At 68.6% G+C, this 20,090-nt stretch carries 22 protein-coding genes; 9 read left to right on the forward strand and 13 right to left on the reverse strand.

The window, feature by feature from the left end; genetic code table 11:
* Positions 1-15: 15 nt before the first annotated feature.
* Complete coding sequence (gene soxR, locus IEY82_RS03165; protein WP_189122371.1) at positions 16-498, forward strand: redox-sensitive transcriptional activator SoxR; 483 nt, start codon at positions 16-18, stop codon at positions 496-498.
* On the opposite strand, the gene IEY82_RS03170 is transcribed toward soxR, so the two are convergent.
* Together IEY82_RS03170 and IEY82_RS03175 are read right to left on the reverse strand one after the other, a co-directional pair.
* Positions 495-941: a universal stress protein gene (locus IEY82_RS03170; protein WP_189122372.1), complete on the reverse strand. Its 447-nt coding sequence runs from the start codon at positions 939-941 to the stop codon at positions 495-497. The genes soxR and IEY82_RS03170 overlap by 4 nt on opposite strands.
* Positions 942-1,076: 135 nt before the next feature.
* On the reverse strand, positions 1,077-1,325 hold the full coding sequence (locus tag IEY82_RS03175) for a hypothetical protein (RefSeq protein WP_189122373.1): 249 nt from the start codon (positions 1,323-1,325) through the stop codon (positions 1,077-1,079).
* A 42-nt stretch (positions 1,326-1,367) separates the two neighbouring features.
* Between IEY82_RS03175 and IEY82_RS03180 the strand changes: the two genes are divergently transcribed.
* The gene (locus IEY82_RS03180) at positions 1,368-1,937 is read left to right on the forward strand and encodes a HAMP domain-containing protein (RefSeq protein ID WP_225262078.1); all 570 of its coding nucleotides are present in this window, start codon (positions 1,368-1,370) and stop codon (positions 1,935-1,937) included.
* A gap of 349 nt (positions 1,938-2,286) precedes the next feature.
* Positions 2,287-3,204: a class A beta-lactamase gene (gene bla / locus IEY82_RS03185; protein WP_225262080.1), complete on the forward strand. Its 918-nt coding sequence runs from the start codon at positions 2,287-2,289 to the stop codon at positions 3,202-3,204.
* A gap of 663 nt (positions 3,205-3,867) precedes the next feature.
* Here the strand turns inward: bla and erm are convergent.
* Both erm and IEY82_RS03195 read right to left on the reverse strand, forming a co-directional pair.
* Entirely contained in the window at positions 3,868-4,689 is an 822-nt protein-coding gene (gene erm, locus IEY82_RS03190) for an ErmE/ErmH/ErmO/ErmR family 23S rRNA (adenine(2058)-N(6))-methyltransferase (protein ID WP_225262081.1), read from the reverse strand.
* Positions 4,690-4,760: 71 nt separating this feature from the next.
* Positions 4,761-5,576 (reverse strand): SDR family NAD(P)-dependent oxidoreductase, encoded by an 816-nt coding sequence (locus tag IEY82_RS03195; protein ID WP_189122376.1) that lies wholly within the window; start codon positions 5,574-5,576, stop codon positions 4,761-4,763.
* A 111-nt stretch (positions 5,577-5,687) separates the two neighbouring features.
* Between IEY82_RS03195 and IEY82_RS03200 the strand changes: the two genes are divergently transcribed.
* Both IEY82_RS03200 and IEY82_RS40495 read left to right on the forward strand, forming a co-directional pair.
* Positions 5,688-6,302 (forward strand): TetR/AcrR family transcriptional regulator, encoded by a 615-nt coding sequence (locus IEY82_RS03200; protein WP_189122377.1) that lies wholly within the window; start codon positions 5,688-5,690, stop codon positions 6,300-6,302.
* Positions 6,303-6,621: 319 nt separating this feature from the next.
* Positions 6,622-6,873, forward strand: coding sequence for a zinc finger domain-containing protein (locus IEY82_RS40495; RefSeq protein WP_443686080.1), 252 nt, complete (start codon positions 6,622-6,624; stop codon positions 6,871-6,873).
* A gap of 172 nt (positions 6,874-7,045) precedes the next feature.
* Here IEY82_RS40495 and IEY82_RS03205 read toward each other — a convergent pair whose 3' ends face one another.
* A complete protein-coding gene (locus IEY82_RS03205) occupies positions 7,046-10,930 on the reverse strand; it encodes a replicative DNA helicase (RefSeq protein ID WP_189122378.1) in 3,885 nt (1,294 codons plus the stop codon).
* 281 nt (positions 10,931-11,211) lie between these two features.
* On the opposite strand from IEY82_RS03205, the gene IEY82_RS03210 reads away from it, so the two are divergent.
* A complete protein-coding gene (locus IEY82_RS03210) occupies positions 11,212-12,513 on the forward strand; it encodes an MATE family efflux transporter (protein WP_189122379.1) in 1,302 nt (433 codons plus the stop codon).
* Positions 12,514-12,581: 68 nt separating this feature from the next.
* Positions 12,582-14,054, forward strand: coding sequence for an APC family permease (locus IEY82_RS03215; RefSeq protein WP_189122380.1), 1,473 nt, complete (start codon positions 12,582-12,584; stop codon positions 14,052-14,054).
* Here IEY82_RS03215 and IEY82_RS03220 read toward each other — a convergent pair.
* The 7 genes from IEY82_RS03220 to rpsF form a co-directional block, all read right to left on the reverse strand.
* Positions 14,051-14,794, reverse strand: coding sequence for an amino acid ABC transporter ATP-binding protein (locus IEY82_RS03220; protein ID WP_189122381.1), 744 nt, complete (start codon positions 14,792-14,794; stop codon positions 14,051-14,053). The genes IEY82_RS03215 and IEY82_RS03220 overlap by 4 nt on opposite strands.
* Positions 14,791-15,639: an amino acid ABC transporter permease gene (locus tag IEY82_RS03225; protein WP_189122382.1), complete on the reverse strand. Its 849-nt coding sequence runs from the start codon at positions 15,637-15,639 to the stop codon at positions 14,791-14,793. Before IEY82_RS03225 ends, IEY82_RS03220 begins: the two co-directional genes overlap by 4 nt.
* 28 nt (positions 15,640-15,667) lie before the next feature.
* On the reverse strand, positions 15,668-16,558 hold the full coding sequence (locus tag IEY82_RS03230; RefSeq protein WP_189122383.1) for an ABC transporter substrate-binding protein: 891 nt from the start codon (positions 16,556-16,558) through the stop codon (positions 15,668-15,670).
* Between the two features lie 195 nt (positions 16,559-16,753).
* Entirely contained in the window at positions 16,754-17,200 is a 447-nt protein-coding gene (gene rplI, locus IEY82_RS03235) for a 50S ribosomal protein L9 (RefSeq protein WP_189122384.1), read from the reverse strand.
* 14 nt (positions 17,201-17,214) lie between these two features.
* Complete coding sequence (gene rpsR / locus IEY82_RS03240; RefSeq protein WP_020543048.1) at positions 17,215-17,451, reverse strand: 30S ribosomal protein S18; 237 nt, start codon at positions 17,449-17,451, stop codon at positions 17,215-17,217.
* A gap of 62 nt (positions 17,452-17,513) precedes the next feature.
* Positions 17,514-18,080, reverse strand: a complete 567-nt coding sequence (locus IEY82_RS03245; RefSeq protein WP_189122385.1) for a single-stranded DNA-binding protein — start codon at positions 18,078-18,080, stop codon at positions 17,514-17,516.
* Between the two features lie 90 nt (positions 18,081-18,170).
* On the reverse strand, positions 18,171-18,461 hold the full coding sequence (rpsF, locus tag IEY82_RS03250) for a 30S ribosomal protein S6 (RefSeq protein ID WP_189122386.1): 291 nt from the start codon (positions 18,459-18,461) through the stop codon (positions 18,171-18,173).
* A gap of 192 nt (positions 18,462-18,653) precedes the next feature.
* On the opposite strand from rpsF, the gene IEY82_RS03255 reads away from it, so the two are divergent.
* Positions 18,654-18,968, forward strand: coding sequence for a hypothetical protein (locus IEY82_RS03255; protein WP_225262084.1), 315 nt, complete (start codon positions 18,654-18,656; stop codon positions 18,966-18,968).
* An 83-nt stretch (positions 18,969-19,051) separates the two neighbouring features.
* Here the strand turns inward: IEY82_RS03255 and IEY82_RS03260 are convergent, their stop codons facing one another.
* The gene (locus IEY82_RS03260) at positions 19,052-19,198 is read right to left on the reverse strand and encodes a hypothetical protein (protein WP_225262086.1); all 147 of its coding nucleotides are present in this window, start codon (positions 19,196-19,198) and stop codon (positions 19,052-19,054) included.
* Between the two features lie 120 nt (positions 19,199-19,318).
* Between IEY82_RS03260 and IEY82_RS03265 the strand changes: the two genes are divergently transcribed.
* The gene (locus tag IEY82_RS03265) at positions 19,319-20,062 is read left to right on the forward strand and encodes a deoxyribonuclease IV (protein WP_189122388.1); all 744 of its coding nucleotides are present in this window, start codon (positions 19,319-19,321) and stop codon (positions 20,060-20,062) included.
* Positions 20,063-20,090 lie beyond the last annotated feature (28 nt).

Raw genomic sequence — 20,090 nt, forward strand, 5'->3', positions numbered from 1 at the left:
AGTAAGCTTAAGGTCATGACCAAGGTCGTGTGGAACACCCGTGAGCTCACGGTCGGGCAGCTCGCCGAGCGCAGCGGCGTGGCCGTGTCGGCACTGCACTTCTACGAGGCCAAGGGCCTCATCAGCAGCCGCCGCACCGCGGGCAACCAGCGCCGCTACACCCGTGACACCCTTCGCAGAGTCGCGTTCGTACGGCTCGCCCAGCGCCTCGGCATCCCCCTGAAGACGATCAAAGAGGCGCTGGCCACGCTGCCCGAGAACCGCACCCCCACGCGCGACGACTGGGCGCAGCTGTCGGCCGCCTGGCGCTCCGACCTCGACGACCGCATCGAGCAGCTCCAACGGCTCCGCGACGACCTGACCGACTGCATCGGCTGCGGCTGCCTGTCACTCGACCGGTGCGCGCTGGCCAACCCGCACGACCGGCTCGGCGAGGAGGGGCCGGGTGCCCGGCGCATCGACACCCGGCTCACCCCCGCCAACGCCTGCTGCGGCTAGGACGCGGGGGGCGGCACCACGAGCGTCGGGCGGCGCGTGTGGTGCAGCACGTGGTTGGAGACGCTGCCCAGCAGGACGGAGCGGACCGTCGAAAGACCACGGGAACCAAAGACGATCATCGAGGCGTCGAGCTCGTCGGCGACCTCCACGATCGTCTTCCAGATCGACTCGTCGTCGGCCACGGCCCGGTGTGAGACCTCGGTGAACCCGGCCGCGACGGCCAGTTCGGCCCCCTCCTTGGCCTGCTGCTCGGCCAGCGCACCCCATTCGCCCGAGTCATCGGCCACCAATGCCGGCGCTCCGATCGGATATTTCCTGAGCTGCACCAGAAGCGGCTCCCACACGGTCAGGACGACCACCGGCTGGGGCGTCAGGTGCTTGGCCGCGACCTCGATCGCGGTGCGTGAGTTCGCCGAGCCGTCGTAGGCGATGAGGATGGTCATGAGGTCGTTTCCCTTCGGTCTTCTCCTCTCTAGAGCGTTAGATTGATCATCCGTGATTCCCTTCCCGGGGTGTCTCGTGGGTCACATCCCGGCCACGGCCTGCTGGACGTCTCCCAGCTTGCTGGTGCCGAGCCATCAGCAGCCGCGGTCGCGGATGGCTCCGGTCACCGGGCCGGGGCAGAGCACGGCTTCGGCGGCCTTGTTGATGACCTCACCGACGGCCATGGCCTGCTCGTTCTTGATTTTCAAGGTGGTGGACACGGCGAACTGACGGCGGCCGTCGGCGGAGGTGAAGGTCACGGCCAAAAAGCCGGGGGCATTGCCGGCGACCGGCGCGACCGTTCCGCCGCACTGACGCGGCGCTGCCCCGCGCTCTTCACCCACCTGGACTCGATCGGCTCCCACCCACCGGGCGCGCCCCAGCCGATGCCACCGCGGACCGAGGAACTACGCGCTCTCGCCGAACAGGTGGAGGCCGACACCCTGTCCGCGCTGCTGCCCCAGGCCGGTCTGGCGCTCATCGTGGTGACCGGGCTGGCCGCCGTACTGAGCTGGCTGGTGGCAGGTCGGGTGCTGCGGCCGATCCGCGCGACCTCCACCACCGCCCGGCGGCTGTCGGCCGAGAACCTCACCGACCGGGTCCCGGTCACCACCCCCGCCAACGAGCTGTCCGCCTTGGCGGGCACGATCAACGGGATGCTGGACCGCGTCCAGCGCGGCGTCGCGGCGCCGTCGAGCACCTGCAGCGCGTCCTGGATGGGCTGCTGCTGTTGGCGCGCAGCCAGGCCGGGCTCGGCGCGCGGGAACCCCGACCTGGCCGCCATCGTGGCCGCCGCCCTCGACGCGGCCGAAGCACGGGCGGCGACCGCCGACATCGCCGTGCGAACCGAGCTCCGGTCGGCACCGGTCAGCGGCGAACCGGTCCTGCTGGAACGGATGATCGGCAACCTGGTCGACAACGCCCTCCGCCGGCCCCCTCACCAGAACCAGATCTGACTGGAGGCGCGGCACGAGAACCGCCACCCCCGCCGTACGGAGATCGGCGGCCGCCACCGGGGCGGGAGAGAGGGGTGCGTGGCCCGGTCGACGCTCGCCTCGACCGGGACGGTCGCCGCAGCGAGCGGGGGAGTCGTACTCCAGCGCTCGATACAAGGTGGAGCGGGCGATGCCGAGGCCACTCCGCACACTCACCGGCGCCATCTGCCCCTGAGTCGCCTGCCGATATCCATATCGATATGACTGAATGATCAATATCAATATTGGACACCCCTAGCCGGTTTCTGATCTGCTCTCCGCCATGACACAACCACTTATGCGTCTTGGGATCGCGACATTGACCACTTCTATGCTGCTGAGCGGCCCCGCCAGTGCGGCGCATGCCGCCACCGGCGAGAAGGGCACCTCCGGCGTCGACTCCCGGACGGGGACCACCGCCCCGTCCGACTCCGAGCTGGACAAGACGCTGCAGGAACTTGAGAAGTCCTACCAGGGGCGTATCGGCGTAGTGGGCATCGACCTGGGAACCGGTAAAACGGTCGGCTACCGAGCCGATGAGCGCTTTCCCTTCAACTCCATGTTCAAGGTGTTCGCCTGCGCGGCCGTACTGCACAAAGCGCGCACCAGCGACCCCGGGCTGATGGACAAGGTGGTTCGCTGGAAGCCTGCCGAGATGGCCGGACTGACCACGAACTCCCCAGAGACCACCGAATACACCGACACCGGCATGACACCTGCACAGCTGTGCCGCGCCGGGATCACCAAATCCGACGGCTTCGCAGGCAACACGCTGCTGAAGCAGATCGGCGGGCCGCGCGGGCTGACCGGGTTCTTCCGCGCCACCGGCGATCGGACAAGTCGGCTGGACCGACCGGAGCCCACCCTGACCGAGTGGCAGCCGGGTGAAGAGCGCGACACCAGCACCCCCGCCGCGGCCGCACAGACCTTCGCCAAGCTCACCACCGGTAAGACCCTCCACATCGGCGACCGGGCGCGGCTGGTCGCCTGGCTGAAGGCCAGCCTCACCGGTGCCAACCGCATCCGGGCCGGACTCCCCAAGGACTGGACGGTCGGCGACAAGACCGGCACCGGCGGCGCGAGCAACTACGGCACCGCCAACGACCTGGCGATCGTCTGGTCGCCCGGGTCCAACGCGCCGATGATCCTTTCGGTGTTCACCAACCGTAACACCGACAACACCGCGCATGACGACAAGGTGATCGCCTCCGCCGCGACCGCGCTGGCCAAGGCCCTCGGCCGGCTCTGACGGGCCTGTCCGTTCGCAACCGCGATCACGAACCAGCCCGTGCGCTCTCCAGCCACCGAAAGCCGGCAGGGGCTGTACGCAAACGAACAGACGCATGCCCGCTCCGGCACCTTGACGACGTCGGCGGCCGCGGCCGGGGCAGGGCAGGCTCTTGGGCATCTTCGCGATGCCGATCCGGTCCATCGGGTTGGCCTGCAGCAACTCATGCCGGACGGCCTACTTGGCGAAGGAGACGATCGCGGCGCGCTTGCGCTCAGGGCCGGCCGGTGACACCTCGGCGAGCTCTGCCCTCACCCCGCGCGCAGCCCTCGCACCATCGTGTCGAAGGCGCGGTCCCAGTGACGGCGGCGGCTTCGGCGTCAGGCTGGAACTCGGGGATGGGACGGCCGAACATCAGCTCGTAGAGGTGCGGGTTGGCCAGGGCCCGACAGGCGTGCCCGAGCACCAGGAGGTCGGCGATCGGATCGCTGGTGTGCGGGACGGCGGCGAAGGCCGTGGCAAGCCGCTCGAACCGGCCAGGAACATCTCGCGCACGAGACCACCCTTGTCGCCGAACACCTGGTAGACGGCCATGGTGGACACGCCCGCCCGCTCAGTGCAGATGCATTGATCCGGTATTTCGCGCCGACGGCGGCGAATACCGCGCCGAGGATTCAGGGCGGGTCACCAGTACAGGCGCTGCCACAGCGTGATCCACTGGTCTGGGTGAACGTATCCGACGACGGCGTCACGAGGCACGCCGGCCGCCGCCAGAGCGGCGTCCACTCCTCGGTGACGCATCCTCAGCGAGGCGCGCACCGAGCCGCCGAGCCCGCTGAAGCCCAACTCGACCAGTTCCTGGTAGGTGCGGCGGCCGCGCACCAAAGGTTCGGGCCTACGCTCGATCCGCAGGATCGCTGAGTCGACCGACGGTACCGGCCGGAAGGACCTCCGGTTCACCGTGGGGCCAAGCCGCCAGTGGAACCATGGCCACGACTGCACGGTCACGCGGCTCCAGCGGCCGTAGCCGCCCGCGCGTTTGCGGGCGTACTCGCGCTGGGTGAGCAGCGTGGCCGAGGTCAGGGACGGCGCCCCCAAGCACCAGTTCACGATCTTCGACGTCGCCGAGTACGGTATGTTCCCCACGACCGCGAACGGCCGTCCCGGCACCGGCGCGGTGGTGAAGTCGCCGTGCACCACCTCGACGCGGGGATCACCGCGTGTGCGTGCGGCCAGCCGCCGGGCCAGGCGCGGATCGATCTCGTAGCCGATCACTTGCGCGCCCGCACCGGCCAGTGCCAGGGTCAGCGCTCCAGCGCCCGCCCCCGGCTCCAGCACCAGCCCTGCCGGGTCTGCTGCCCTGATCACGAGATCGATGGCCTGGCGGTCGGCCAGGAAGTTCTGTGAGAGCGTGCGCCGCGCCCGGTCCGCGGTGGTGCGGGCGCCGCCGACCCTGCTCGTGGTCCGGGAGGATGGCCGGTCACCGAAGGCGTGATCGCGCGTCACCCGTGCCGCCCTGCCGGGGTGTTCCGTCGGGAGCGCCCCGGCAGGCGCGCTCTGTTCGTCCTGCGGGCGGGTCATCCCGGCGCTCTGCGGCTGAGGTGCTCCCAGGCGCGGTACTTCGCGACCCGATCCTGGAGGTCCTGCTGGACCATGTCGTAGGACGCGGCGCCGACGATGAGACGCCGCGGCGGCTCCGGCAGGTCCACCAGCTCCATGATCACCGGAGCGGCGGTCTCCGGGGCGGGACCGGCTTCATCGCCCCACATCTCGATCAGCTTGTCGCGCAGCTCCTGATAGTGCGGGGCGGATGCGGCCATCGTGGTGCCCGTGGTGAACAGGCCAGTGTCGTAGCCGCCCATCTGCACGATGGTCAGCTTGATGCCGAACTGCTCGACCTCTCCCGCCACGGCCTCGGAGACCGAGTCGAGCGCCGACTTGCCGGCCGCGTACAGGCCGACCATGGGGAAGCCGCCGCCGGTGCCCATCGTGGTGACCTGCAGAATGCGGCCGGAGCCCTGGGAGCGCAGGTGAGGGAGCACGGCCTGGGTGACCCAGATCGCGCCGAACAGGTTGACGTCGAAGTGGGATCTGATCTGCTCTTCCGTCGCCTCCTCCAGCATGCCCAGGAGCATGACGCCGGCGTTGTTGACCACGATGTCGAGCTTGCCGAAGGCCGCTACCGCCCGATCCACACCCGCGAACACGGCCGCGCGGTCGGTGACGTCGAGCGGCACCGGTACCAGGTCGCCGGGATAGCGCCGGACCAGGTCGGCGAGCGGCTCGACGTTGCGCGCGGCCCCGACCACCCGGTCGCCCGCTTGCAGCGCCGCCTCCGTGAACGCCCGGCCCAGTCCTCGTGACGCGCCCGTGATGAACCATACGCGGCTCATGGGCTCCACCTCCTCTTACTCGGGTTCAGTACAACGAGACAAGACGGTACGTCTCGCCTTGCATCACTGTCAAGACGGATCGTCTCGTCTCACCAGTGGTACGATCCCGGCATGGCCAAGCAGCCCAACCCCGCCCGCCGCAGCCAGCGCTCCCGGCAGGCCATCCTGACCGCCGCCCGCGAGCTGGTCTCCGAGGTGGGATACGCCAAGCTGACCATCGAGGCCATCGCGACCCGGGCCGGCGTGGGCAAGCAAACGATCTACCGCTGGTGGCCCTCCAAGGGCGCGGTGGTCCTGGACGCCTTTCTGGCGCTCAGCGAGAGCGGGCCTGACCAGGACATGGCCCTGCCCGACACCGGCGACCTGAAGGCCGACCTCAGGGTGGTAATGCGGGCGACGGTGGCCGAGTTCGCCGATCCGGCGTTCGAGGGGCCGATCCGCGCGCTCAACACCGAGATCATCAATGATCCGGCGCTCGCCGCCCAATACCGCGAGAAACTGGCCGGGCCGGTCGACGAGGCCAAAAAGGCCCGGCTACGCAGCGCCCAGCGAGCCGGCCAACTCCCCCCCGACGCCGACCTCGACCTGGCTCTGGAGCTGCTGTACGGCCCTTTCTACCAGCGCTGGCTGCTCCGCTCAGGCCCGCTCACCCCGCAGTACGCCGACGCCCTCGTCGACGCCTTCCTCAAAGCCATGCGACCGGACATCGGCGGTTCTGCCCACTGATCAATGGGGGGCTTCGCGCTTATGGGGGGCTGCATACCGCGTAGGGCAGCGCGACCACGCCGCCGAGGTGACCGGACGTTCCATGCCCATAGGTCCGCGCCGGGCCCTTCGACATTACAGAAGGTCAGGCGCGCCCCCGCCCCTCCTTCGATCGAGCCCGCTGGCCCGAGTCCGCATACGTCGCCGCTGTTTCATGAGCGACCACCTGCGAAACAGCGCTCGCGGCCGGACACGTCCAGGGCAAACGCTGTTTCATGTGTCGGTGTGAACGCGTGGGTGTCTGAAACACTTCCGGGGTGCCCGACGATGACTTCCTCCGGTGGAGGCCCACGACTGCCCGATGACCTCCTGCGCCGCCCCGGCCGGCTCGCCCTGCTGGACCGGCCGGGGCAAGGTGGCCGTCCAGTACCACACCGCCCGCTTCCGGCTCGTGCCCGCGTGCCAAGGCGCTCAACGTCCCCACCCCGGCCCTTCGCAAGCCGGGCGCGGCCTGGATCGAGCTGCCCCACCCGGCCGCGGCCGACGCCGAGCCGGCAACGAAGCTGCCATCGTGGCCGGAGGAGCTGTGTGAGTCGTCTCGGGGCTGGGTCGCGAAAGGGGAATCGGCGGGACGTCGGCGTAGGAAAACAGTGCCATAACACCAATCCGGAGCGCTGAGTCGTTACGCTCCGGATCGGTTGCGCACCGAGATGCGGATCTGCGCATTCACTGCGCATTGAATCGCGGATCCTACACGGACGGCGTCAGTGCTGGGCCATGTCCACGAAGCGGCTGTAGTGGCCCTGGAACGCCACCGTGACGGTCGCCGTGGGGCCGTTGCGGTGCTTGGCCACGATGAGGTCGGCCTCACCGGCCCTGGGCGACTCGCGCTCGTAGGCGTCTTCGCGGTGCAGCAGGATGACCATGTCGGCATCCTGCTCGATGCTGTTGTGGACAGATATGCCATTCGCTACGAAGTTGTGGGTGCCCAGCACCGTGGCATCGTAGACCGGCTGCTCTCCCAGGCGTTCGATCGACGCGATCTCGTCCCAGAACACATCGTTCGTCGCCCACATCTCAAGGTCGGAATCGTCGAGAATCGCAGCCACCCTGCCCAGCCGCCCCCGGCTCGGCGCATGCTTCCACAGGGTGCTACCGCAAAACTGGGTGCCGAGTTTAGTGGCGAACTGGCGATGACTCATGCCTCGTTCTGCCAGGACGCCTCGAACACGGTCCCAGACTTCGCGCGGAACCGTATCGAGATCGGTGTTGCCCTTGACCTCCTGGAGGAGGGCGATGCATCGAGTGGCCTGCTTCGACCGCTCGCCGTGCGCTCCCACTTCCGTCAAAAACCGGAGTTGGTTCTCCGCGCCGTAGACGAACAACTGATAGCCCGGCCGGTAGTCGCCCTTTCGCACTTCTTCCACCCGAGTCGTCACGTTGAATCGAAGAAGCAACCGCGCGACATCATCGACCAGTCGTCGGCTTGTCGAGGCATAGTGGATCCTCGCCTGCCCGGCCTTCTCATCCCACCAGATGCGGCCATCGGTTGCCCACAAGTGCCGAAGGAACAGCGCGACCTGCCGCTTCGGCAGCGAGAACACACCATCGGGGATGAATTTCTCGTGGCCGCGAAGGCCGAACAGCCCCATGCTGTCCAGCCAGGCGGCGATGGGATTGCGTTTGCCGTGAGTCAGTCGGTATGGGGCGGGGAGCCGCAAGGTCGTAACCCGGGCGGCGGGATGGTCGTCCCGGACGGCGCTGACACCGAAGCTCCTGACGGCTTCTGTCACGGTCGCCAAGCACGCTTCGTCCTGACTCGCGTAGCGGATCGGCTGCCGCTTGACGAACGAACCGTCGCCGATCATGTGTGCGAGCAGGACAATCTCGTCCTCCGGCCACTCCTGAAGCTTTTGAGGGGCTGAGACGTGACGTGGAACAGCAAGGCGCGCTCCAGGCCGGAGCTCTCCCAGGGCTCGCCATCCGTCATAGGTCATGAAGGGATGGTTGGCCGTCGCCTTGATCTCCAAGCCCGACTTCAGCCGCAGCCGGAAAACTTCTTTCGCACCACTGGAGAACACGTGGGTCATGGTCCGTGGGACAAGCCGGAGCTTCTCATCAAGGGACCACACCGGGATGTCACGCTCCCCGGATTCCACCAGGTCACCCAGCGACACCTCCGCGCCGGTGTCGGCCCGAAGGACCCGAGTGTCCGCGGTCAAACAGCCCGACTCTCTCAGGTCGGACACCTGTGGGCGTTTGTCCGTGCGTTGTTCGGGGCCTCGGTTGAGCTGGGAGATCGCGATGACCGGCACCTCGAGCTCCTTGGCCAGCAGCTTGATGGCTCGGGAGATCTCGGACACTTCGTTCTGGCGGCTCTCGGTCTTCTTCGGCGAGCTCATCAGCTGGAGGTAGTCGATGATCACGAACCGCAGGTCGTTGCGCTGCTTGAGGCGCCGGCACTTGGCCCGGATCTCCATCATCGACATGTTGGGCGAGTCGTCGATGAACAGCGGCGCCTCGGCGACCTCGCTCATCCGGCGCGCCAGCCTCGTCCAGTCGTCGTCGCCCATCATCCCGGAGCGCATGGCGTGCAGCGCGACCCGAGCCTCGGCCGACAGCAGACGCATGGTGATCTCGTTGCGCGACATTTCCAGCGAGAAGATGACGGTGGTCATCCCATGCTTGATCGCCGCGGACCGGGCGAAGTCCAGACCGAGGGTGGAGTTGTGGGTGGGGATCCACGTCCGGCCCGCCAGGTACATGTGATCGGCGTTGTCCACCTCGACGCACCGCACCGGCACCGAAGGCGCCGGCCGGACGTCCACGATGTTCCGGTAGGTCGCCTTCGGGTGGGCGTTGGTCTTGACGCGGGCGTTCTTCCGCGCCAGCCGGAAGACCTTGTCGGACGGGGTGAACGTGATCGTATGGCTGGTTTCGCTGCGCCCCGCCACCCGCTTGGACGTGCGGTTCGCTTCGTAGCCGAGGCTCAGGATCAGCTCCCAGGCGTCCTCTGCCAGGCGCCGGTCGGTGACGGCGAACTGCACCGTCCCGGAGGTGTTGACGTGGCCGTCGGTGTCCAGGAGACCGGCCAGGAGCGCCCTGCGCTGTTCTTCGGACGCGCGCAGGTACTCGCCCGGGATGTGCTTGTTGTTCAGCACGCCCAGCTTCCTGAGCCGCGCCCCCATGGTGCCGTGGTCGTTGTGGCAGCCCTGGCAAAGACGCGTCCCGCTGGACGGGCCGCCGCAGTCAGGACACCGGGGCGGCTGAGACGGCCCGTGGACGGACCCTCTCGACTCGCAGCCGCACACCCTGCCGCCGGTGCGCACCTGCGAGGTCTGGGGCGTGAACGGCTTGTCGCACACGACGCACTGTCGCTCCGCGATCGGCTCGGGCTCGGGCTCGGGCTCGGGCTCGGGCTCGGGCAGCAGCATCGCGTACAGCAGTCCGCCACGGTGCTCCACCCGGAGCCCTTCGGCGGCCACATGGTCGGCGATCTCCGGATCTGCGGTGGTGAACCGCGCACTGGCGGAGTTGCCGTCACCCAGCCAGACGCCCAGCGCGTACGGCGGGATCAGCAGGTCCTGGTCGGGTAGTTGCAGCGGCCGGGCGTTGACGACCGTGTGATTGAGCCGCTTTCCGGCGGTGCCGCACCGCAGCGTGGCGGCGATCTCCTCCGTCGTGCGCACCTGCGCGAACGTCCGCTGATGCTGGTGCCGGTTGTAGCCGGTCGCCGCCGACTGAGCCGACTCGCGGGACGCGCGCGTGTCGGTGAGCCACTGATGCCGAGCATCGGCGACGATCACCGTGCCGTCGCTGAACTCCACCTCGTAGCAGGGCCGGTCGTGCATGACGTCGGTGGCCGCGACGACGCGGGTGGGCTTGCCGTCGGCGCCGATCAGGTAGTCGCCAGGCTGCACCTCGCCCATGGTGGTCCAGCCCGTCGGCGTGGGCAGGGGGGTGTCGAGGGCGAGAGCCTTGCCGATGGCGGGGCGGGCGGCGACGACGATCATCTGGCCCGGGTGGAGGCCGTTGGTGAGCTGGTCGAGGTCCTGGAAGCCGGTGGGGACGCCGACCATCTGGCCGCCGCGGCTGCCGATGGCCTCGAGCTCGTCGAGGGCGCCCGGCATGATGTCGGCCAGCGGGGCGTAGTCCTCGGAGGTGCGACGCTCGGTGACCTTGTAGATCTCGGCCTGGGCCCGGTCGACGAGGTCGTCGACCTCTTCGTTCTGGCCGCCGTAGCCGAAGGAGACGATGCGGGTGCCGGCTTCGATGAGGCGGCGGAGGATGGCCTGCTCACGGACGATCTTGGCGTAGTAGCCGGCGTTGGCGGCGGTGGGGACGACGGCCGTCAGGGTGTGGAGGTAGGCGGCGCCGCCGACCCTGGCCATCTCGCCGCGTTTCTGCAGCTCGTCGAAGACGGTGACCGCGTCGGCCGGCTCGCCCCGGCCGTAGAGGTCGGTGATGACGTCGTAGACCATCTGATGGGCGGGGCGGTAGAAGTCGTCGGCACGCACGATCTCGACGACGTCGGCGATCGCGTCCTTGGACAGCAGCATGCCGCCGAGGACCGACTGCTCCGCCTCGATGTTGCTGGGCGGTGTGCGCTCGAAACCAGGGCCTGCGCCCACCTCTTCGTCAATGCTCACCGCGCCCCCTCAACACCGTGCGGCGGTCGCACCACCCCCACTTGTAGTCGACCGGGGTGACAGTTTCGCCGGTTCGGGGGCCGAGGGCAACGCAGCCTGTGGACAACCCTGTGGTCAAGCTGTGCACTACTGCGCCTAGCTTGTGAAAGCACTGTGGACGAACCTGGGGATAACTCTGAAGCTTATCCACTAGACCATCTCTGACCTGCGGAAACGTTATCCACCGGCTGTGGAGGAAAGAAAGTTGGCCCGTCATGTCCGGTAATGGGCATAATAGCAAAATGCCCATTACACGCCGGGATCGGGAGATCCTGCGACTGGCCGTGCCCGCCTTCGGCGCGCTGGTCGCCGAGCCGTTGTTCCTGCTCGCCGACTACGCCATCGTGGGTCACGGCCTCGGCACCTCGGCGGTGGGGGCGCTGGGCGTGGCCGGCACGATCCTGGCGACGATGGTCAACCTCTGCGTCTTCCTCGCCTACGGTACGACGGCGTCCGTGGCGCGGCAGACCGGGGCGGGCAACCACGAGCGGGCCATGCGCAGCGGCCTGGACGGCATCTGGCTGGCGCTGGCCATCGGCGTCGCGCTCGTCGCCGTCGGCTGGCCGCTCGCCCCGGCCATCGTCGACCTGTTCGGGGCCGGCGCCGAACAGGCCGAGCAGGCCGTGACGTACCTGCGCATCAGCCTGATCGGCGCGCCGTCCCTGCTGGTCGTGCTGGCGGGCACCGGCGTGCTGCGCGGACTGCAGGACACGGTGACGCCACTGGCCGTCGCGGGAGGCTCGTTCGCGCTCAACGCGGCGCTGAACGCGTGGTTCGTGCTCGGGCTGCACTGGGGCATCGCCGGGTCGGCCTGGGGGACCGTGCTCGCCCAGACACTGGGAGCGGCCGTCTACCTGGTCGTGGTGGTCAGGGGCGCCCGGAGGCTGGGCACCTCGCTCCGGCCCAGCCTGATCGGCGTCACGCAGGCGGGCACGGCCGGGTTCGCCCTGCTCATCCGCACCGTGTGCCTGCGCGTGGTGCTGGTCGTGGCGACCGTGCTGGCCACCAGGATGGGCCAGGCCGAGCTGGCCGCGTACGCCATCGCCACCCAGGTGTGGACCCTGCTCGCCTTCGCACTGGACGCGATCGCCATCGCCGGCCAGGCCATCACCGGCCGCACGCTCGGAGCGGGCGACCCGGCGGCGACCCGGGAGGCGACCCGGCGCATGGTGTGGTGGGGCGTCTGGTCGGGAGTGGTGCTCGGCGTGCTGGTCCTGGTGGCCAGGCCGGTGCTGCCCGGCCTGTTCGACGCCGACCCGCAGGTCGCCGAGCAGCTGCTGGCCGTCCTCTGGCCGGTGGCGCTGTTCCAGCCGATCTGCGGCGTGGTGTTCGTGCTCGACGGGGTGCTGATCGGCGCCGGAGACCAGCGCTACCTCGCGTGGGCCGGCGTGTGGACGACGGCGGCGTACCTGCCGGCCGCCCTCTTCGCGGCGGATTTCGGCATCGTTGCTCTTTGGTGCGCGCTCGGGGTGTGGATGATCGCACGTCTGATCACGCTGGGCCGCCGGGCCACGGGCACTGCCTGGCTGGTAACCGGGGCGTAACCGTCCTGTGCTTGCTGTTGCACATGGGGTGAGGCACTGTGGGCGAGCTACACGAGCGGGGTGTGCTTTTGTCCACTATCTTCCGACGTCTTCCGCCCAGCGAGGCGACCGGGCTGCGCACCGGCGCCCGCCACAGCCTGGCCGAACTTTACCGCCCGGCCGACCTCGTCGTGCTCGGGCTCGGCGTGATGATCGGCGCCGGCATCTTCAGCATCGCGGGCCGGCAGGCCGCGACCACCGCCGGCCCCGGAGTGGTCCTGTCCTTCATGATCGCCGGCATCGCGTGCCTGCTCGCCTGCCTGTGCTACGCCGAGCTGTCGTCCACGATGCCGACGTCCGGCAGCGCCTACACGTTCACCTACGTCATCTTCGGCGAGGTGTGGGCGTGGGTCATCGGCTGCGCGCTGATCCTGGAGCTGCAGCTGGCCGCGGCCGTGGTGGCCAAAGCCTGGGCCGAGCTCGCGATCGGCGCCATCACCAACTTCGGCATCCGCCTGCCCCAGCACGACCTGGTGGCCAGCCTGCTGGTGCTGCTGATCCTGGGGCTGCTCACCGCCGTCGTGGCGCTGAGCGCGCGGATCGGGCTGCGAGCGCTGTGGGTGATGGTGACGGCCAAGCTGCTCGCCATCGGCGCCGTCATCGTCGTGGGCGCGTTACACGTCGAGGCGGCCAACTTCGGTGACCTGTACGTCGATCCCCAGCCGCTGACGACGCCGTCCACGACCGTGCTCAGCCTGTTCGTGGGCCAGGGCCAGGCGTTCGGCTGGTTCGGCATCTTCGCGGCCGCCCCCGCCATCGCGTTCGCGTACGTGGGCTTCGACATCGTCGCCACCGCCGCCGAGGAAACCGTCAACGCGCCGCAGGCGGTGCCGAAGGGCATGATCCGCAGCCTGGTCATCGCCACGATCATCTACATCGCCGTGGCCGTGGTCATGGTGGGCATGGTGCCGTACACGAGCATCTCGCTGGACGCGCCGCTGTCGGGGGCGTTCCGGGTGGCCGGGGTCGACTGGATGGTGCACATCATCGACATCGGCGCGGTGCTGGGCCTGACCACGGTGATCCTGGTCATGATCGTGGGGCAGACCCGGGTGCTGTTCTCGATGGCCCGCGACGGCCTGATCCCGCGCGGGCTGGCCACGATCAGCCGCAAGTACCACACGCCCTCGCGGGTGACCCTGCTGATCGGGCTGGTGGCGATCCTGCTGGCAGAGTTCGTGCCCGTGTTCACGCTGCAGCAGCTCGTGGTCATGGGGACGCTGTTCGCGTTCCTGTTCGTGGCGGCGGGCGTGATCGTGATGCGGCGCCGGATGCCGCACCTGGAGCGCGGCTTCCGGGTGCCGCTGTCACCGCTGCTGCCCGCTCTGTCGCTGTTCGCGACCCTCTGGTTGATGGTCAACCTGGAGGTGCTCACCTGGCTGTGGTTCGGCCTGTGGATGGCCTTCGGCCTGATCGCCTACCTCGTGTACGGGCGTACGCACAGCCTGCTGGCACCGCAGCGCGAGCCGGTGGCCTCCGGGCGGGGCCGGCACCGGCGTTAGGGCCGGCCGGCTTCGAGCACGCTGCGCAGGAACTCCCTGGTGCGGGCATGGTCGGGATCGCCGAAGATCTTCTCCGGGGGGCCCTTCTCCAGCAGGACGCCGCCGTCGAGGAAGCAGACGGTGTCGGAGACGTCGCGGCACAGGCCCATCTCGTGGGTCGTCAGGATCATCGTCATGCCCGACTGCTTGAGCTCCCTGATGACGCCCAGCACCTCGACGACGAGCTCGGGGTCGAGCGCGGAGGTGACCTCGTCGAGCAGCATCAACCTGGGCCGGGTGGCCAGTGCCCGGATGATGGCCACCCGCTGCTGCTGGCCGCCGGAGAGCTGGTCGGGGTAGGCGCGCGCCTTCTCGGCCAGCCCGAACTTGGCCAGCAGGTCATGTGCCTCCTCCTCGGCCCGGTCCCTGGCGACCCGGTGCACCTGTCGGGGGGCCAGCGTGACGTTGTCGAGCACGGTCATGTGCGGGAAGAGGTTGAACGCCTGGAACACGATGCCGATCCGCTTGCGCACGTCGTCGACGTCGGCCCGTGGGTCGGTGATCTCGTCGCCGTCGAGCAGGATGGCGCCGTCGTCTACGGTCTCCAGCAGGTTGACACAGCGCAGCAGCGTGGACTTGCCCGAGCCGGAGGAGCCGATCAGGCTGACCACCTCGTGCGGACTCACCTCCAGGTCGACGCCGCGCAGCACGGGGCGGCCGTGGAAGCTCTTCCACACGCCCTCGACGGTCAGCAGGCTCATGCGCCGCGCCTCCTTCGGGTGCGCTCGGCGAGGTGGTCGGTGAACCTGGCCATGGGGATCGTCAGCAGCACGAACAGCAGCGCCGCCACCAGGTAGGAGGTGTAGTTGAACTTGCCGGAGGCGTAGATCTGCGCCTGCCGCAGCGCCTCCGGCAGCCCGAGGGTGGCGACGAGCGCGGTGTCCTTCTGCAGCGAGACGAAGTCGTTGAGCAGGGGTGGCCCGACCCGGCGGACGGCCTGGGGCAGCACCACGAACCGCATGGCCTTGCCGTGGCTCAGCCCGAGGGAGCGGGCCGCCGCGAGCTGGCTGGGATGGACGGAGTCGATGCCCGCCCGGAGGACCTCGGCCACGTACGCGCCGTAGGAGAGCGTCAGCGCGATGACGCCGAGCGTGACCAGGTCGTTCGGGATGCCCTGCAGCTTCAGGGCGGGCAGCCCGAACCCGACGAGAAAGATCACCAGCAGCGTCGGCACCCCACGGAAGACGTCGGTGTAGAGCGTCGCCAGTGCCCGGATCGGGAAGAACGCCGGAGTAGTGATCCCTCTGGCCAGCGCCACGAGCAGACCGACGACGAGGATGAGCGGCTCGGCGATCAGGAAGATCTTGATGTTCAGCAGGAAGCCGTCGACCACGTCGGGCAGTGCCTCGACGAACGCGTCGGCGCTGAAGAACGACGCCTGAACGCGGGGCCAGCCGGGTGAGTTGGTGACGATCCACACGACCAGCGCGAGGAACACGATCGTGGAGGCCGTGGCGATGGACGCCGATCGGCGGGCCCGCGACCTGCGGACCCGCTCGCGCTCCCGCTGGCGTTCGCTCTTGACCCAGACCGGGTCGGTGGTCATGTCACTCACCAGGCGGCGGAGGGACGGGTCACGTCAGCTCCGGCGCGCCCGCCGCCGAGCCGAGCCACTCCTGCTCGATCTTGGCCAGCTCACCCTTGGACTTGAGGGCGTCGACCGCCTTGTCCACGCAGGACTTGAGCGGGCTGCCCTTCTCCATGACCACGCCGAACTCCTCGGGAGCGTCGCCCGTGGAGCTGAACTGGCCCACGATCTTGGACTTCTCCACCTGGGCTGCCGTGACGTAGAACGCGGTCGGCAGGTCGACGACCAGCGCCTCGACCTGGTCGTTCTTCAGCGCGGTGATGGCGTCGATCTGATCGTTGTAGACGTTGGGGTCGTCAGCGGGCTTGATCACGTTGCGGACGGCGTCGAGCGAGGTGGTGCCGACCTGGACCCCGATCTTGGCGTCCTTGAGCTCGGCCAGGCTCTTCGCGCCGGCGAACCTGCTGCCGTCGATCGCCACGATCGCCTGCTTGACCGTGTAGTAGCCGTTGCTGAAGTCGACCACCTTGGCTCGGTCAGGGGTGATCGAGACCTGGTTGATGTCGAAGTCGAACTGCTTGGCGCCCGGAGCGAAGGCCGAGTCGAACTTGACCGTGCTCCACTGCACCTCGTCGCGGTCGAAGCCGAGCTCTCCGGCCAAGGCGAACGCCACCGCGCTCTCGAAGCCCTGGCCGTTGCTCGGGTCGTCGTCCTTGAACCACGGCTCGTAGGCGGGCTTGTCGGTGGCGATGGTGAGCTTGCCCGCGTTGACGAGCTTGAGCTGGTCCTTGGTGCAGGCGGTGGCGGCGCCGGTGGAGTCGGCCGGAGCGGCCGTGCTCCCCGTGCTCGCCGTGCTCGCCGGCTCGTCGGCGGGCGCGCACGCGACGACCGCTGCCGCCAGCGCGCCGATCGCGAGCAGCATCGAGGGACGGACCATGGCTGGCCTCCAGGGGAAGAACGCGGGGAGAACGAGGATGATTGTACGCTGCGGCGATATCGACATACCGCCCCACCTGCGGTCATGCCGGACACCACGCCCATGTCACCCCAAGCCCCCTGTCACCCCAAGCCCCCACAAAAGCAACGGCCCCCTCCCTGAGATGAGGGAGAGGACCGGGCTGGCGCCGGAGTGTCAGCCGGCGACGACCTCGACGTCGACGGACGCCGAGACCTCGGGGTGCAGCTTGACGCTGACCTTGTGGGAGCCGACGCTCTTGATCGGGTTGACGATCTCGATGCGACGGCGGTCGAGGATCGGGCCACCGGCGGCCTTGACGGCGTCGGCGATGTCGCCCGTGGTGATCGAGCCGAACAGGCGACCGGAGTCGCCCGCGCGGGTCGTCAGCCGTACGCGCAGGGCGCCGAGCTGGCCCGCGACCTCCTTGGCGGTGCCGAGGTCACGGATCTCGCGAGCGTCACGAGCCTTCTTGATGGACTCGATCTGCTTCTCCGCGCCACGGGTCCAGCGCATGGCGTAGCCCCGCGGGATGAGGTAGTTGCGGCCGTAGCCGTCCTTGACCTCGACGACGTCACCAGGGGTGCCGAGGCCGGAGACCTCGTTGGTGAGGATGAGCTTCATATCGACAGGCCTCCTTAGCGCGCGGTGCTCGTGTAGGGCAGCAGAGCCACCTCACGGGCGTTCTTGATCGCGGTCGCCACGTCGCGCTGGTGCTGGGTGCAGTTGCCCGTCACCCGGCGCGCACGGATCTTGCCGCGGTCGGAGATGAACTTCCGCAGCAGCGCCGTGTCCTTGTAGTCGACGTAGGAGATCTTGTCGTGGCAGAACAGGCAAACCTTCTTCTTGGGCTTGCGCAGTGCCGGCTTGGCCATCGTGGTGCTCCTTTCAGAGCCCCGCCGTCAGGGCGGGAATGGTCTCGGACTGGTGAATGGATCTAGAAAGGCGGTTCGTCGCTGAAGTCGTTGCCGCCGCCGAAGCCGCCCGACTGCTGGCCGCCACCCTGGCCACCGCCCTGGTAGCCGCCGCCGCCACCGCCACCGAAACCGCCGCCACCCTGCGGCGGAGCGGGACTGGCGGAGGCCCACGGGTCGTCGGCGGGGCCGCCGCCGAAGCCGCCACCGCCGCCACCCTGGCGGGTGGTGCGGTTGACCTTGGCGGTCGCGTTGCGCAGGGACGGGCCGACCTCGTCGACCTCGACCTCGTAGACCGTGCGCTTCTCGCCTTCCTTGGTCTCGTAAGACCTCTGCTTGAGCCGCCCCTGCACGATGACCCTCATGCCACGCTGGAGGCTCTCGGCGGCGTTCTCGGCCGCCTGCCGCCACACGTTGCAGGTCAGGAAGAGGCTCTCGCCGTCCTTCCACTCGTTGGTCTGGCGATCCATGAACCGCGGAGTGGACGCGATGCGGAATCGAGCCACCGCTTGACCCGTCGGGGTGAAGCGCAGCTCCGGGTCGTCGACAAGGTTGCCGACGATAGTGATTACGGTGTCGCCTGCTGCCATGGCTAGCGCTCGCCTTCCTGCACGCCTTCGCTTTCGGGTTACGGCTCAGAGTACGGCTGCCGCCCGACAAAAAGCCGGGCAACGAGCTGCTTAGTGCACGTCGGGGCGGAGCACCTTGGTGCGCAGAATGCCCTCGTTGAGGTTCATCTGGCGGTCGAGCTCCTTGACCGTCGCGGGCTCCGCGGACATGTCGATGACGGCGTAGATGCCCTCAGACTTCTTGTCGATGTCGTAGGCGAGACGCCGACGGCCCCAGACGTCGACCTTCTCCACAGTGCCACCGTCGTTGCGGACCACGGTGAGGAACTGGTCGAGGGACGGCGCGACAGTGCGCTCATCGAGCGAAGGGTCCAGGATGACCATTACTTCGTAACGACGCATGCGGGACTCCAACCTCCTCTGGACTCTTGCGGTCACGACACTCTGCCGTGACAGGAGGACGCTGACGTGTTGACCCGGGCGCCCCTTTCGACGCCCGGCCGTGACGGGTCACCCATCACAACGCAGCCTGCCCAGGTTACCAGCCACTGCTGGGTGGGAAGGCATAGGGCAAACCCATGGGGGGTGATAGCCGTGCCGCACATCCTGCAACCATCATCGGAGAGCGACCGGTTCAAGCTCACACTCAACAGCGACGGCCGGGCCCATCCGGTCGAGAACACTCTCGCGGTGACCACGCTCGTGTGCGGGGTCGTGGCCTTGGTCGCGGCGCTGGTCATGTCCAGCCACGTGATCGCTTCGTGGGTCGGCACGTTCGGGTTCGGGACGGGCTTCTACTCGCAGTACGTCTCGGCGACCACGGCGCAGCGGTCCCTCAACATCATCGGCCTGGTCGCGTCGTTCGTCGGCCTCGCGCTCGGCATCGCCCGCGGCGGTTATCTGCCATGAGGAGACGGCCCCGGCTTTCCGGGGCCGTCGTCGTACGGCGTCCATGACGAACTGTCCATATATAGGTCATCCGCACATATAGGTCATCCGCCGATGTGCAGGTCCACGCCGAGCAGGACCAGGAACCAGAGGAAGATCGCCAGCAGAGCCTCCGCGACGTCCCTGAGGATGCCGGGCGTGATGTAGTCGTACACCCAGGCCACGTAGATGCCGATCACGACCCAGATCAAGATGATTAACGAACGCCAGCGCCAGCGGGCCATATCGTTCTCCTCGCGTAGGGGGTGCACCGCAACTGCCCCGCCGCAGGTCGATCAAACGGGAGAGCCGTTCCGGATAGGCTCGGTGGCATGGTGCGCATCGGAGCTCACGTCTCTCAGGACGATCCCGCGGCCCACGCCGCCGAAGTGGGGGCGGAGGTGGTGCAGTTCTTCCTCGGCGACCCGCAGGGCTACGACAAGCCCGTGCTCCCGGCCAAGCCGGTGGAGGGCGTCGACGTCTACATCCACGCCCCCTATCTGATCAACGTGGCCACGACCAACAACCGGATCCGCATCCCCAGCCGCAAGCTGCTCGCCCAGCACCTGGAGGCGGCCGCCGGCCTCGGCGCCAAGGGCCTGATCGTGCACGGGGGCCACGTCAACAAGAGCGACGACCCGCAGGTCGGCTTCGACAACTGGCGCAAGGTGTTCGAGCGGCTGGAGTGCCCGATCCCCGTGCTGATCGAGAACACCGCGGGCGGCGGCAACGCGATGGCCCGCAAGCTGGAGCGCATCGCCCGGCTCTGGGACGCGCTCGACGGGTTCGACGTGGGCTTCTGCCTCGACACCTGCCACGCCCACGCGGGCGGCGAGGAGCTGGTCGGCCTGGTCGACCGGGTCAAGGCCATCACCGGGCGGATCGATCTGGTGCACTGCAACGACTCTCGCGACGCCTTCGACTCGGGCGCCGACCGCCACGCCAACCTGGGCGCCGGCTCCATCGACCCGGAGCTGATCCTCGCGGTGTGCCGGGCGGCCGGGGCGCCGATCGTCGTCGAGACGCCGGCCGAGGGCCAGGCCGGGGACATCGCCTTCCTGCGGAAGAACCTCTAGGAAAGATTCTCCAGGGAATACACACAGC

Origin of the sequence: Nonomuraea cavernae (assembly GCF_014646355.1) — a bacterium.
Taxonomy (GTDB): domain Bacteria; phylum Actinomycetota; class Actinomycetes; order Streptosporangiales; family Streptosporangiaceae; genus Nonomuraea; species Nonomuraea cavernae.